Origin of the sequence: Methanofollis fontis (assembly GCF_004297185.1) — an archaeon.
Lineage (GTDB): Archaea > Halobacteriota > Methanomicrobia > Methanomicrobiales > Methanofollaceae > Methanofollis > Methanofollis fontis.
Window position 1 is genome coordinate 209176 of sequence record NZ_PGCL01000003.1, and the last position, 13623, is coordinate 222798.

Genomic DNA, 13623 nt, shown 5'->3' on the forward strand with positions numbered 1-13623 from the left:
CTGAACGAACCCGCTGAAAAGATGAGTAAGGTGATCATCGCGTTCCAGTCATAGATTCAGGTATGCGGGAGAGGGCCTCCTTCACCGCCTCCTCGCTCCCGCTTTCGAGAGCGGACCTGAGGTCGGCGACGTCGCAGCCTCTGGTCTCGAGGTCCGCGATCTGCCGCATGATACTGGCCCGGATCTGGCGAACGCCCTCGCCGTGGTCTGCACTCCTGTTGTCCTCCACGTAACGAACGAAATGCTGCTCCCTGATCTCTCCGGGGTCCGGGAGGGACACCGCAGATTCTACGTGTGCGCCACTACCCGGGGTGCCGTTCCACGCCGCCGAATTGTCCGTGCTCACGGTCGTCCGGTCACCCCCATACAGATTTGCTTCGGCGGCGGTGGCCGTGGACACCGTCAGCAGCAGAATGCAGAAGATAATGGGGGCGACCTGGATGTGCCGCCGCACCCTCGTCTTCCTGTCCCGTCTGGAAGGAGGGCCGGTCTGCATATTTGTCCGGTTTTCTGACATGCCATAGCGTTTTACCCGGTCATATGAACTTTTATTGAACCGGGAGGTTCATCCGGCAAACCCGATGGGCGTCACCATGCGGAGGGACCTTTATATCGGCCGGCGAGATTCTGATACCGCTCCCCGCACGCACCCATGACGAGCGATTTCGAACCCGACACCGGCATACCCTGGCACGCCCTGCCGCTCGACGAGGTCTACGAGAAGCTCAGCTCCGGCCCGGAAGGACTCGGCGACGACGAGGCCGCACACCGTCTGCAGCACTACGGCCCGAACACCCTCCCCGCCCGGAAGCCGCCTGGAATCGTCGCCATCTTTCTGCACCAGTTCGGCAGCCCGCTCATCTTCATCCTCCTCGCCGCCGCCCTCATCTCCTTTGCCCTCCAGGACGTCAGGGACGGGATCTTCATCCTGGCCGTCGTGCTCCTGAACGCCGCCATCGGGCTGGTGCAGGAGTGGCGGGCCGAACAGAGCGCCGGCCTGCTCAGGCGCCTGCTCACCAGGACGGCGCACCTCAGGCGGGAGGGGCGGCACATCACCGCCGACTCCGCCGTCATCGTCCCCGGCGACATCGTCCTCCTCGAATCGGGCGGCCGCGTCCCGGCAGATCTCCGCCTGGTCCATGCCGCCGGGTGTCGGATCGACGAGTCCGCCCTCACCGGGGAGACGCTCGCCGCGGAAAAGGACCTGGCGCCGGTCCGGTTGGATGCCGCCGTCGGGGACCGCACGAACATGGCCTTCGCCGGCACCACCGTCGTCAGCGGACGGGCCGTCGGGGTGGTGACCGCAACCGGGCTGAAGAGCGAGGTTGGGCGGATCGCCGAGGCGGTGGCGGCCACCGGTGCCTCAAAACCCCCCCTCCTGATCAGGATGGAGCGCTTCTCCCGCACCATCGGCATCCTGGTCCTCGGCGCCTCGGCGCTGATGGCCGCCGTCGCCCTGGGCAGGGGGACGCCCTTCACCGAGGTCTTCTTCCTCGCCGTCGCCCTGGCCGTCTCGGCGATCCCGGAGGGTCTGCCGGTAGCAATCACCGTCGCCCTCTCCATCGGTTCGTCGAAGATGGCCCGGCGCAATGTCATCGTCCGGCGCCTTGCCGCCGTCGAGAGCCTGGGGAGCTGCACGATGATCGCCACCGATAAGACCGGCACCCTCACCCTCAACCGCCAGAGCGTCCGCCGGGTCATCCTCCCGGACGGAACAGGGTATGCGGTGGCGGACGGCGCCGTTCCGGATCCCGCCTCCCTCCCCCGCCTGCACGCCCTCGCCCGCACCGCCGTGATCTGCAACGAGGGGGAGATCGTCATGGAGGAGGGGGAATGGGTGCATCACGGGGACGCCATGGACGTGGCCCTCCTCTCGTTTGCCCGGGACCTGGGGATCGATGCGGGAGCGGTGCGGGAGGCGGTCAGGATCATCGGGAGCGTGGCCTTCGAGCCGGAACTGAGGTACTCTGCGGCCTATTACCGGGACGAGGACGGCAGGATCATGGTGGCGGCAAAGGGCGCCCTTGAAACGCTCCTCCCCTACTGCCTGACCATGGAGACCGGGGAGGGACGGGTGCCCCTCGAGCGTTCTCGGATCGAGGCGGCCCTCGCCGACCTCGCCTCCCACGGCTACCGGGTGCTCGCCGTCGCCGAAGGGGAGATCGGGGCCGTTCCGGCAACCCATCTGGGCCTGGAGGAGGGCCGGCCCCCCCTGAACCTGCTGGGGCTTGCGGGCTTCATCGACCCCGTCCGCCCGGACGTTCCCGAGGCCCTGGAGCGCTGCAGGGAAGCGGGGATCGAGGTCGCCATGATCACCGGCGACCACCCGGAGACGGCCCTGGCCATCGGGAGGCAGATCGGGCTTGCCTCAGAGAGAGGGGAGGTGGTGACCGGTCCCGACCTCGAGGCCATCGGTTCCCCGGACCTCCCGGAATTCTTCGACCGGGTGCGGTCCGGGCGAATCTTCGCCCGCGTGAGCCCGCTCCAGAAGCTCGAGATCGTCGACGCCATGGTCAGGGACGGGCACTTCGTGGCCGTGACCGGGGACGGTGCGAACGACGCCCCGGCGCTCAGGCGGGCGAATATCGGGGTGGCGATGGGCTCGGGGACCGACCTGGCAAAGGACACCGCCTCGATGATCATCACCGACGACGACTTCTCCTCGATCGTGGCCGGGATCGAGGAGGGGCGCTACGCCTACGACAACATCAGGAAGGTGACCTATCTGCTCATCTCCACCGGGTTCGCCGAGATCGTGCTCTTCACCGTCGCCCTGGCCGCCGGTCTCCCCCTCCCCCTGCTCGCGGTGCAGCTCCTCTGGCTCAACCTGGTCACGAACGGCATCCAGGACGTCGCCCTCGCCTTCGAGAGCGGGGAGGCGGGGACGATGCGGCGTCCCCCCCGCCGCCCAAATGAGGGGATCTTCAACCGTCTCATGATCCGGGAGACCATGCTTTCCGGGTTTCTGATGGGGGCGATCGCCTCGGCCACCTATGTCTGGCTCATCGCCGGAGGGGCGGACGAGTCCGCCACACGGAGCACGCTCATGCTCCTGATGGTGCTGCTCGAGAACCTCCACGCCCTGAACTGCCGCTCCGAATACCGATCGCTCTTCCGGGTGCCGCTGAGGGACAACTACTACCTGATCGCCGGCATCCTGGTGGCCCAGGGGGTCCATATCGCTGCCATGACAAACCCGCTCATGCAGGACCTGCTCAGGATCGGGCCGGTCGGTCCGGCGACCTGGGGCGTGCTCCTGGCCCTGGCCTCCGGGGTGGTGATCGGGATGGAGGCCTTCAAGTGGGCGATGACACGGGGGCGCACCTGAACACAGGCCCCCCGTACACCCCGGGCGACTAGAGAACTGCATGCCGTCCACCGGTGAGTATTTCAGCACACACTCCGGACCACTCATCGGCATCATGACGTCGACCATCGCCACCAGACTCCGGGCATCTGCCGAACTCATCCGTCTGGACCTTGCACTGGGAGCCGGATTTTTCTTTGTTGCCGGTGAAATTCTCGCATACGGCGGTCTGCCCCCGGTGCATCTGGTGGTTCCGGGATTCCTGGCATTGTTCTTCATCTCCGGGTCGGCGAACATCTCCAACGACTACTTTGATCGGGAGGTCGACCGGATCAACCTGCCGTCACGGCCCCTTCCCTCGGGCCGGATCTCCGTCGCCGGACTCTGGGTCCTGTTCTCTCTGTTCACTGCGGCCGGTATGATCTGCGCTGCACTCCTCGGGCCGCTCGTACTGGCGCTGGTGATCCTCTTCTGGTGCATCGCCCTTGCCTACAACATCACTCTCAAGGATGCGGGATTTACCGGCAATCTCATCGTGGCGGGTTGTATCGGGATGACCATCATCCTCGGGGGGATCACGGTCGGCAGGCTGAACGGTGTGGTGCTGACCTTTGCGGCGCTGGCGTTCTTCTTTGACCTCGGTGTGGAGATCGCTGCCGATACCATGGATGCGGAAGGTGACCGGCAGCGTTCAGGGAGAAGCCTCGCCCAGACACGGGGAAGGGCCCATGCGCTGCGGATCTCCGGCATATGGCTGGCGGTCTTTTTTCTTCTGACGCCGCTGCCCTTCCTGATGGGCTGGCTCGGCCATGACTATCTGATCCTCGTTGCCGTCCTCGATCTCTGGATGATCCATTGCAGCATGCGCCTGATGAGAAGCCGGACGATCGCGGAAGGCCGGACCCAGATCCGCCGCCTCTACCTCTCGTGGGGGCTGTTCGTGATCGTGTTCACCCTCACGCGGCTGTTGTGAAGAGGCAGTTTGAGCGCGTGCAATCGTTTTATAGCGAATATTTTCAACAAGAACAAAAAAAGATCTTCAGGGAGACTCTTCCGGTCAGTATCCCTTCCCTGTCCTGTAGCCATCATATATTGCGAATGCCCAGGCACCGAAACCTATCAGAAGCCCGACATCGGCGAGAAGAAATATGTGTGTGACGTTGAGAAGAAGCCCAAATATCCAGATTGAATACAGACCGATCCCCCTGGTTACATCGCCGAGGTAAAATTGCCCGAGACCAGGAACAAAAATTGATAATAACGCCTTTCGTAAGGGAGAAAAATGACGATCATACATCATATCAGATAGCGCAATAAATCCAAATCCGATGTAACTTATGAGTGCACCGGGCAGAACAGAGAGAAAAAATCCACTGAATGTCGGTGTCTCCCATATGAGCAGCATAAAAGGTATCAGCACCAGAAAAAGAAATCCAAACATGAATACAAAAAATGATATGAATCCCGGAAACCCTTCTACATGAGATTCGAGCAGATTTTTTTCGTGGCTCATGGGCTAACAAACACCATTCCATCATTTATATTTAACGGATTATATGTAGCGTGGCGCTTGTCGCATTGGCAATATGGAATGCCAGGATGGTCCGGAATAGCGCCCGACGGAAAAATGAGATGCCGACTCTGTCAGGGTAACTGTCGCCGTCGCACGTGAACGTCCCGCACATCTCAGGCTGTCCATTCGGTCGGCCCCCAACCCTTATCCCCGGGACGGCAGAGGAGGGAGCGATGCAACCTGCCGACATCATCAGGGACCTCGCCTTCCTGGCGGTCGAAAAGGACCTTGCCGCACGTTTCGAACTCCCCTCCGAAATCCTCCTCCCCCTCGTCTTCTCCCTCAGGTTCGGGGGCGACTGGAGCTATGCGCTCGGGGACCGGAGGAGCATATCGGTGATGAAGAAGACCTCGGTCTATGACGAGGAGACGAAGATGGGCGCCTCTGTGGAGGAGATCTATCTGCTGGTGAACCCGCAGATCATCGAGAGCGAGGGGAGTGTCCGCAGGCTCGAAAAATGCGGGGATCAGCCCGCCCGCCTTATCGTGGAGCGCCCCTACCGGGTCAGGGCCCGGGCGGATCGGATCCTGAAGATGACGGTCGACCCCCTCGCCGGCGAGATCAGGGTCGGGGATGTGGGCATAACAGAGATCCGCTTCGAGGGCTCCCCGGCGTACGGCCTCGCCCACGAACTCGAGCACCTGGAGAAGAGGGAGATCGGGGGAAAGAGGCTGAGCGAACTCCGGTTTGTCTGATCCCCGTCATCCACCGACATGGTTTCATGATCCAGTTCATTCTTCACACTGGAACTCGATGTCGTCCCCCATGTGTTCATACCCCCAATCACAGAGCTGATCGAGAATCGGAATCAGAGAATATCCTTTTTCCGTGAGCGAATACTCCACTTTCGGCGGAACCTGGGCGTACACCTTTCTGTTGACGAGACCGTCTTTCTCAAGTTCGCGAAGCTCTTTTGTAAGCATCCTCTGGGTGATCCTGGGCTGTACCCGAGCCATGATCTGGCTGAAACGCAACGTTCCGTCCTTGAGTTGATATATGACCAGTGGTTTCCATTTGCCCCCGATCACATCCAGAGTCGCTTCGATTCCCCAGCTGTACTTGTATTTTTGCGGCGTCTCACCCATTAGTATCAATCCTGTATGTATGTAACATATTTGTTTGTACGTCATATATGTGTCATACGTCAACAATTTCTATTGGAATCATTCAAGTTAGTGGATAATCGGCGTTCATCTCTATGGGTGCGGCAGAGAAACAATCCCTCTACCAGCAGAATGGCTGCAGAGCGGGACGAGCATTTATGATTGTCGGGTCGGCGACAGAGATCACCTATCTCGGGGTTATTAAGATCGTCCCTGGCGCAGAAGAGCTTCGCGATTCTACCTTCTGCGTCTTTTCCATGGCAACAGGACTTATGATCAACCTCTTCCTGTGAGGGATTCACATGAGCGCAACCAGCCGTACGGATCGGGTCCAGACCTGTACCCGGAATCCGTCCTGGAGGAGCGTCCCCTCACAGTATCAATAATGTCAGTATGTAACATGTTTGTTTGTACGCCACATTTATGCCATACGTCACCTATATGTCCTGCAATCGATCCGCGGCTTGAGATTCCCATGGAGGAAAGCATCCATGACCGTGAGGAACATGAAAATAAATGATGAAAAATGCCTGATCGCATATTATTCGCGCCCCGGCAGCAACTATGTCAGTGGAGCCATCGTGGACCTCCCGGTCGGCAACACGGAAGTCATAGCAAAGATGATCCACGAGATGACTGCAGGCGATCTGTTTCACATCGAACCGGTGCATGCGTATCCCGAAGATTATACAGAAACCACCGAGGTGGCACAGCAGGAACTGCGCACTAATGCCAGGCCGGAACTTGCCAGCCACCTGCAAAACATTGCTTCCTTTGAGGTGATCTTCCTCGGCTACCCCAACTGGTGGGGAACGATGCCGATGCTGGTGTTTACCTTCCTTGAGGGATCTGATCTCTCCGGAAAAACGATCGTTCCGTTCTGCACGCACGAGGGGAGCGGTCTCGGGCGAAGTGTTTCGGATATCAGAAAAATGTGCCCGAAGTCGACCGTCCTGGAGGGCCTTGCCATCCGGGGCGGAGACGTGAGGAATGCGCAGAACGCGGTATCCGGGTGGCTGCAGAGACTCGGGATGAAAAAAGAGCAGTAAATCTCCGGCCATCCTGGAAAAGCACTGCTGAATATCAAAATCGTAAAAAAAGGGGAATAGAGATGTTATACAGAAAAGTTCCAAAAAACGGAGACGAACTTTCCATCCTCGGATTCGGATGCATGCGTCTTCCGGTGAAAGAAGATGGTTCGATAGATGAAGAGAAGGCCACAAAGCAGGTACGCTATGCAATTGATCATGGTGTGAATTATGTTGATACGGCATGGCCCTATCATATGGGAGAGAGCGAGCCTTTCCTGGGCCGTGCCCTTGCCGATGGATACCGCGAGAGGGTAAAAATCGCAACAAAACTTCCTTCCTGGCTTATCGAGAGCCGGGAGGATATGGATACGTTCCTGAATGCCCAGCTGGAGAAACTCAAAACAGACCACATCGACTACTATCTGGTCCACGCTCTCGTTGGTGACCTGTGGGATAAGGTTGAGAAGTTGGGCTTGGCTGATTTCCTTGACAGGGCCAAAGCCGACGGTCGCATCGGGAATGCAGGTTTCTCCTTCCACGGCGCAAACGAGGATTTCAACCGGATCGTGGACGCCTATGACTGGGACATCTGCCTGATCCAGTACAACCTCCTGGACGAAAAGAACCAGGCAGGGACCGCGGGCCTTGAATACGCCGCCTCAAAAGGTCTTGGCGTCGTCATCATGGAGCCTCTCCGCGGAGGGAACCTGACAAAAACCGTGCCTCAGGCCGTTAAGGAGATCTGGGACGAAGCCCCGGTACAGAGGTCTCCTGCGGAATGGGCGCTCCGCTGGGTATGGAACCACCCGGAAGTCACGGTCGTCCTATCCGGCATGAACGAGGAGGCGCACATCCAGGAGAACCTCAGGATTGCCGATCAGGCATACCCGGACTCGCTGACAGAAGCAGAACTGCAGCTGGTAAAACGGGTGGAGAGCAGGTATCGCGAGCTGTTGAAAGTGGCCTGTACCGGCTGCCAGTACTGCATGCCCTGCCCGGCCGGGGTGAACATTCCCCTCTGCTTCGAGGAATACAACAACCTGTACCTGGTCGATAATCCCGATGAGGAAAAATTCATGTATGCTGCACGGCTTGGCGGCGCCGTCGCCCTCGGGAAACCCGAGTATGCATCCCTGTGTGTCCAATGCGGCGAGTGCGTTGAAAAATGCCCCCAGCACATTGACATTCCGGTAGTGCTCGAATCTGTCGTGGAAGAACTGGAAGGGCCAGGGTTTGAAGAGAGAGTGGCCATGGCACGGGCAATGTTCAAGAAGACGTGAGCGATTAAGGTCACCTCCTTCCGTTCAGGTCATTCACCCGATCGTTCTATAGGAGGGAAGATTACCAAACAATCGCCGCCTGGCCGACCTGTGCCGGTTCATGATCTGCACATCGAGCGCCGCGCCTTCGTTTCCGGTGTGCTGCGGAATGTGGTGGATCAGCCGCAACGGGTAGCATCACAGACACCAGCATCGGTCAGGCCCCACCCAATCGTGCCAGTCTGAACGGTATCGGCAAGAGGTAATATGGACCTTCACAACCGGCAGGTCCGGGTAATATCAGGGCTTACCAATGTATTCGCTGTGTTCGAACAGCCCTCCGCCTTTCCCTCGATCCGCCCCCGCCACTCAGGGGGATCCCCTCCTCCCCGGAGTGCGGCCTCAAGGCAGGAGACGACATCGCTGCTCCCCCGGATAACCGGCGGCGACGGCATCCACCTGAGGGCAGAGGGGTGGGGTCGTCCCGGTAACCGGACAGCGGACAATAACGCTCGGCCAGGAGGTCCTCCTTTGATGCGCCCTGCACCGCCCCGACGAGGAGGCCGCCTACCATATCGGTGATCGGATCAAATGTCCCGGGCAGCCTGAACTCCAGTGTTGCACCGGGGGCATCACCGACGGCAAGACCGAGGAGAGAACTGCGGTAGCGGTATTTCAGGTCTATCATTCCCCCTTCACGAAACCCTCGATGTCGGCCAGATCGTACACCAAATAGCCCTCGTTACGCAGATCTTCCTTCCCTTCCACAATGCCCGCGACGAGGAGATAGCGCTCTTTTGGGTATCGATCGTGCCTGACCATCTCCGTCTTCGCCTCCAGGCGGGTGAGTACCCCTCTTGCTCCACGCCGATCCAGAGCGCCCCATTTGCATTCCCCGAAGACGATACTGCCCTCCTGATCGTCGACAGCGACGACGTCAATCTCCTCACCCTTCCACCACCATCGGCCAACCCGGCTTCCCGGCAGGATCCGGAGCACAAACTCCCGGCGTACAAAATTCTCAAACCGTTTGCCGAAGTAACGGTCCATAGCGGGAGCAGAAGGGCGGAAAGCGTTGGTCTCAATCGCCTCCCTGTTCGGGAATACAAAGGAGTACCAGAAGTCAAAGACGGTATCTTTGATCTGGTAGACGCCATGTCTGGTGTCCACCAGGATCGGCAGCTCGCGCTCCACGATGCCAAGGCGGGTCATGCCCCCAAGATAGGGATAGATGCGGCGTGCGTCCATGCTGCAAAACTGTGCGATGGCACCCGGTGCGGTGTTTCCTTCCGCGATGGCATTGAGAATCGACTGATAGGTCTTGAGTTCCCGAAACTCCTGCGAGAGGATGAAGTAGGGCTCACGGTAGAAGTAGCCAAAGCGTGAGAAGAACTCCCTCTCGACAAATTCAGAAAATGAGACGTAGTCCGCCGCCTTGAGCAGGTACTCGGGGATGCCCCCGATGGTGAGGTAAGTCCGCAGGGCATCGGGGAAGGGCTGGTCGAGGAATTTTTTCGCATGGACAAAGGGCAGGCCCTCAAGGAGCATGTCCCTTGTCCGCCGACCATAGAGTGGTGAGGTGGCCGAGAGGGCGAGGTCGCTCATGAGGCCAAGCATCGAACCGCAGAGGAGGATGCACCAGTTCGAGCTGGAAAGGGCAGTGTCCCAGGCCTTCTGAAGGGCGGAGAGTATGGAGGGATCGTTTTTGATCAGGTACGTAAACTCATCGATGACCAGATAGGCCCGCTTCTGGAGAGGCTTTCGGGCGAGGTAGGTGAAGATCTGGTCCCAGGTCTCAATCCTGAGGGAAGCGAGGAGATCGTCATCGAAGAAGGCTGCACATTCTGTCTGGAACTGTTTGATCTGAATTGAGGAAGCGACATCTTCAGAAAAGGAGAGAATGCCCTGTTTTCCCTGTATGAACTCGGTGAGGAGCCTGGTCTTCCCGATACGGCGCCGACCGTACAGGATGATCATCTGTCCGCCCGCTTTCTGCCACTCCTCATCGAGGATCCGCCGCTCCTCCTCCCTGTCGACGAATGCCCTAATCATGATTAGTACTAATATGGATTAGTAATAAGGATTGTGCCGCGCCATGGTTCTCACCTGCCAGAAAAATTATTGAATCTTGAAATTTTTCGTCAGAATGGTCCGAGTTCTATCCAATGATACCATGATCAGGTCCGGTCCCCCTCCATCCCATCACACAGCATCCGATAATCGCAATGTTTGCACCCGTAGCCGGTCACGGCCGGGAACTCGCCGGCACGGATCCGCTGGATATAGCCGGACACCCGCTCCCTGAACGCAGCGACCGTCTCCTCTGTGGGGGCATAACTCAACTCCTTTTTGTCCTTTACAAAGAAGAAGGTCGCCCGCTCCGGGAGTTCGCCGAAGAGTTCCTGCACCGCCAGGGAGTAGAGGTTGAGCTGGATGTTCTCGGGGAGGGCCTTCTTCGTGAACGCTCTTGAATTGCCGGTCTTGTAATCGACCACCACGTACCGCCCCTCCGGTGTCCGCTCCAGGCGGTCGATGGAGCCGACGAACCGCACGCCGTCGATGCTGAACTCAAACCACCGCTCGACGTCCACCACCTCGTTCCTGTTCGCCTCCTCCCATGCCGCATAGGTCGCCACCATCTCGCTGGCCTTCTCCCGGTCTTCCTCCTCCTTCTTCCTGGAGGGATAACCGACCGGGGACCAGACCTGCTCCAGGGCCAGGAGGGCGTCGTCCAGGCCGACGCTCCCCCCCTCCATCTTCCGGCGGGCCATCGCCTCGCAGACGGCGTGCACCGCCGTCCCCAGGGAGAAGTAGGTCTTTGGCCGGGTCGGCACCCGTAGCACCGTCCCGAACTTGAAGCGCAGCGGGCAGTCATCGTAGGTGGAGAGGGCAGAGGCCGAGAGGCGGATGTCGTCGGTCAGACCGGGTTCGGACCGCACGCCGGCCCTGACCTCCAGGTCGAAGGGCGGGGCCGCCACCGAGAGGAAGGCATTGCGGTCAAAGGAGGCCGGATCGTCCCCGGCCGCCAGGAGCCGGCAGCGTTCCAGGTCCATCAAGCGTTGCAGGGCCGTGGAGAGGCGCATCTCGGCCACCGCCCGGATCGCCTCCCCCTGGAGCCGCTGCTGCGCCTGTTCGAGGTCAGAGAGCATCACGCCGTCTGCCACCGTCTCCGGGGCCGGCACACGGACGAGCCTGATGAGGGGGTGCTCGGTATAGTGCAGGGCATTCAGGAAGGGCGAGGGCTTTGCCTCGGTCTTTCGCCCGTCGTACATCACCGCCCTCGTCAGGTAGAGGCGCTCCTCGGCCCTGGTCATCGCCACATAGCAGAGGCGGCGCTCCTCCTGCCTGAAGAGTTCGCGCTCGTCTTCATCAGGGAGGAGGCTCCTGGCCAGGTCTCCGGGCACTGAAAAGGGCTTTGCGCGGTAGCGGACCGGGAACCGCCCTTCAGAGAGATCGACAAGGAAGACGACCGGGAACTCCTTGCCCTTGCTCTGGTGGATCGTCATGATCTGCACTGCATCCTCGCCGGACTCCCCTTTTGTATCCACGGCGATCTCCTGCACCTGGTCGAGGTAGAGCAGGAAGTCGGCGATTGTGGGTTCACGGCTGAGGGCGGCGTACTCGGTGGCGAGGCGGTAGAACCGGTCCAGCACCCGCCGCTCCCGTTCGTTGCCCTCCCTGAGGACGGCGGCATAGAGACCACCGCTCTCCATCATCAGGCTATGGATGAAATCCGGGAAGGAGAGGGCTGTCTTCTGCTCGATGGCGCGGCCGATCCGGCTGGCGACCTCCTGCACCGCCGCATCGCCGTTATGCTGGAGAAGAACCTCATAAACACCGTCGGTGTCCTCTCCGGTGTCGGCGTGCTTTCTGGCCGCCCGGTTGATCCCCTGCACCGTCACCTCAGAGACACCGGCCCGGCGGAGCAGGCGGTTGATCGGGATCCCGGCGTTCAGGGGATCGTCTGCCGCCTGTAGCACGGCGATCAGGTCACGCACCGCCGGGAAACGGAGGAAGTCCTCCTCGCCCACAAACTCGCAGGGGATGCCGTCGTTGAAGAGCTGCCGGTAGAATTTCTTCCCCTGGGCCCGCTGCCGGCAGAGGATGGCGATGTCGCCGCAGCGGAACCGTCGCGGTCCTTCCTCCTTTCTGGGGGTGAACTCGCTCTGCAGCAGGGCCCGGATCTCGTCGGCCACATACACCGCCTCGGCCGCCTCGTTCTCGCACTCCGCAACCACCACCGGTTCGCCGTCGGGGTTGTCGGTGCGGAGGTCCTTTGGGGTGCGGTCGGGCGCCTGTTCGATGAACTCCCGGGCGAGGGCAAGGATGGTGGCCGAGTTGCGGTAGTTCTGGTTCAGGACCGTGAGGGAGTGGTCGGGATAGGTGGCGGCGAAGTCGTTGACGTTCCCGAAATAGGCGCCCCTGAACCGGTATATTGACTGGTCGTCGTCGCCGACGACGCAGAGGTGGCCGCCTGCCATAGCCTTGACCAGGGCGAGCTGGGCATAGTTGGTATCCTGGAACTCGTCCACCAGGATATGGGGATACTGCCGCACCAGACTCTCCCGCACCGGGGGGCGGCGCTCCAGCAGGGTGACCGCCTCATGGATCATGTCGTCGAAGTCGATCCGCCGTTCGTCCCGCTTATAGCGTTCATAGGCCCGGTAGACCGAGAGGAGGTCGGCGAGGCGGAGGGCCTCGATGTCGTCCTCCGGGTCGTCGGCATCCATGAAGCGTTCGGCAAGGTACCGCTCGAGGTCGTCGGCGGTGATCAGTTCGTCCCTGAAACTGCTGATCCCGTCCATGATCGACTCGATCACGCCAGCGGCATTGTTCCCGACCTCGATGTACTCGAAATCGAAGTCGTCGATGTGCCGCTGCCCCCAGACGATCTGGTTCGTGCGGCTGATGAGGCCGTTTGTGAGGTTCAGCCCGCTCTCGAGGGGATGGTCGCGAAGCAGGGAGTGGCAGAAGGAGTGGAAGGTCTGGACGGTGCATCCGGCGGCACAATCGCCGGCCCGGTCGATCCGCTCCTGCATCTCCCGTGCGGCCCGGTCAGAGAAGGTGAGGGCCAGGATCTCTTCGGGATCTGCCTGTCCACTCTCGATGAGGTGGAGGACCTTCTCGGTGATCACCCGGGTCTTTCCCGAACCCGGGCCGGCGAGGACGAGCTGCCTGCCGGAACTGGTCACCGCCTCCATCTGGCGGGGGTTCAAAGGCATGGTGCGGCTCCGATGGTCTTTTGGGGGTGCATCAGATGTGGGTGTTTCGCGGGGGGGAGGATAAGGGTTGGGTTTTTGGTTTGGATCTGGTGTGCCCAGGGGAAAGAATATTAATTTTTTCTGGATAG

Annotated in this window: 11 protein-coding genes; 5 read left to right on the plus strand and 6 right to left on the minus strand. The window is 60.3% G+C overall.

Going from position 1 to position 13623, the window contains the following annotated elements; all coding sequences use genetic code 11:
• Nucleotides 1-34 precede the first annotated feature (34 nt).
• Nucleotides 35-517: a hypothetical protein gene (locus CUJ86_RS07895; RefSeq protein WP_130647031.1), complete on the minus strand. Its 483-nt coding sequence runs from the start codon at nucleotides 515-517 to the stop codon at nucleotides 35-37.
• A gap of 135 nt (nucleotides 518-652) precedes the next feature.
• On the opposite strand from CUJ86_RS07895, the gene CUJ86_RS07900 reads away from it, so the two are divergent.
• A complete protein-coding gene (locus CUJ86_RS07900; protein ID WP_130647032.1) occupies nucleotides 653-3328 on the plus strand; it encodes a cation-translocating P-type ATPase in 2676 nt (891 codons plus the stop codon).
• A gap of 40 nt (nucleotides 3329-3368) precedes the next feature.
• Nucleotides 3369-4280 (plus strand): UbiA family prenyltransferase, encoded by a 912-nt coding sequence (locus tag CUJ86_RS07905; RefSeq protein WP_235855618.1) that lies wholly within the window; start codon nucleotides 3369-3371, stop codon nucleotides 4278-4280.
• A gap of 84 nt (nucleotides 4281-4364) precedes the next feature.
• Here the strand turns inward: CUJ86_RS07905 and CUJ86_RS07910 are convergent, their stop codons facing one another.
• Nucleotides 4365-4820, minus strand: coding sequence for a hypothetical protein (locus CUJ86_RS07910; protein WP_130647033.1), 456 nt, complete (start codon nucleotides 4818-4820; stop codon nucleotides 4365-4367).
• Between the two features lie 233 nt (nucleotides 4821-5053).
• On the opposite strand from CUJ86_RS07910, the gene CUJ86_RS07915 reads away from it, so the two are divergent.
• Nucleotides 5054-5575 carry a putative ATP-dependent zinc protease gene (locus tag CUJ86_RS07915; protein ID WP_130647034.1) on the plus strand — a complete coding sequence of 174 codons (522 nt, stop codon included), beginning with the start codon at nucleotides 5054-5056 and terminating at the stop codon, nucleotides 5573-5575.
• 36 nt (nucleotides 5576-5611) lie between these two features.
• Here CUJ86_RS07915 and CUJ86_RS07920 read toward each other — a convergent pair whose 3' ends face one another.
• Complete coding sequence (locus tag CUJ86_RS07920) at nucleotides 5612-5965, minus strand: winged helix-turn-helix transcriptional regulator (protein ID WP_130647035.1); 354 nt, start codon at nucleotides 5963-5965, stop codon at nucleotides 5612-5614.
• 524 nt (nucleotides 5966-6489) lie between these two features.
• Between CUJ86_RS07920 and CUJ86_RS07925 the strand changes: the two genes are divergently transcribed.
• Together CUJ86_RS07925 and CUJ86_RS07930 are read left to right on the plus strand one after the other, a co-directional pair.
• On the plus strand, nucleotides 6490-7032 hold the full coding sequence (locus tag CUJ86_RS07925; RefSeq protein ID WP_130647354.1) for a flavodoxin: 543 nt from the start codon (nucleotides 6490-6492) through the stop codon (nucleotides 7030-7032).
• Nucleotides 7033-7094: 62 nt separating this feature from the next.
• Nucleotides 7095-8294, plus strand: coding sequence for an aldo/keto reductase (locus tag CUJ86_RS07930; protein WP_130647036.1), 1200 nt, complete (start codon nucleotides 7095-7097; stop codon nucleotides 8292-8294).
• 286 nt (nucleotides 8295-8580) lie between these two features.
• Here the strand turns inward: CUJ86_RS07930 and CUJ86_RS12080 are convergent, their stop codons facing one another.
• From CUJ86_RS12080 to CUJ86_RS07945, 3 genes are all read right to left on the minus strand, one after another.
• Complete coding sequence (locus CUJ86_RS12080; RefSeq protein WP_207231396.1) at nucleotides 8581-8961, minus strand: hypothetical protein; 381 nt, start codon at nucleotides 8959-8961, stop codon at nucleotides 8581-8583.
• Complete coding sequence (locus CUJ86_RS07940) at nucleotides 8958-10325, minus strand: ATP-binding protein (RefSeq protein WP_130647037.1); 1368 nt, start codon at nucleotides 10323-10325, stop codon at nucleotides 8958-8960. Before CUJ86_RS07940 ends, CUJ86_RS12080 begins: the two co-directional genes overlap by 4 nt.
• Nucleotides 10326-10450: 125 nt before the next feature.
• Nucleotides 10451-13495: an ATP-dependent helicase gene (locus CUJ86_RS07945; protein ID WP_130647038.1), complete on the minus strand. Its 3045-nt coding sequence runs from the start codon at nucleotides 13493-13495 to the stop codon at nucleotides 10451-10453.
• Nucleotides 13496-13623: the final 128 nt, after the last annotated feature.

Excerpts from the sequence above, each read along its gene's own strand:
- CUJ86_RS07895 (WP_130647031.1), bottom strand. The coding sequence starts at position 517 with ATGTCAGAAAACCGGACAAATATGCAGACCGGCCCTCCTTCCAGACGG.
- CUJ86_RS07910 (WP_130647033.1), bottom strand. The coding sequence starts at position 4,820 with ATGAGCCACGAAAAAAATCTGCTCGAATCTCATGTAGAAGGGTTTCCG.
- CUJ86_RS07940 (WP_130647037.1), bottom strand. The coding sequence starts at position 10,325 with ATGATTAGGGCATTCGTCGACAGGGAGGAGGAGCGGCGGATCCTCGAT.
- CUJ86_RS07930 (WP_130647036.1), top strand. The coding sequence starts at position 7,095 with ATGTTATACAGAAAAGTTCCAAAAAACGGAGACGAACTTTCCATCCTC.
- CUJ86_RS07945 (WP_130647038.1), bottom strand. The coding sequence starts at position 13,495 with ATGCCTTTGAACCCCCGCCAGATGGAGGCGGTGACCAGTTCCGGCAGG.
- CUJ86_RS07925 (WP_130647354.1), top strand. The coding sequence starts at position 6,490 with ATGAAAATAAATGATGAAAAATGCCTGATCGCATATTATTCGCGCCCC.
- CUJ86_RS12080 (WP_207231396.1), bottom strand. The coding sequence starts at position 8,961 with ATGATAGACCTGAAATACCGCTACCGCAGTTCTCTCCTCGGTCTTGCC.
- CUJ86_RS07920 (WP_130647035.1), bottom strand. The coding sequence starts at position 5,965 with ATGGGTGAGACGCCGCAAAAATACAAGTACAGCTGGGGAATCGAAGCG.
- CUJ86_RS07900 (WP_130647032.1), top strand. The coding sequence starts at position 653 with ATGACGAGCGATTTCGAACCCGACACCGGCATACCCTGGCACGCCCTG.
- CUJ86_RS07915 (WP_130647034.1), top strand. The coding sequence starts at position 5,054 with ATGCAACCTGCCGACATCATCAGGGACCTCGCCTTCCTGGCGGTCGAA.
- CUJ86_RS07905 (WP_235855618.1), top strand. The coding sequence starts at position 3,369 with ATGCCGTCCACCGGTGAGTATTTCAGCACACACTCCGGACCACTCATC.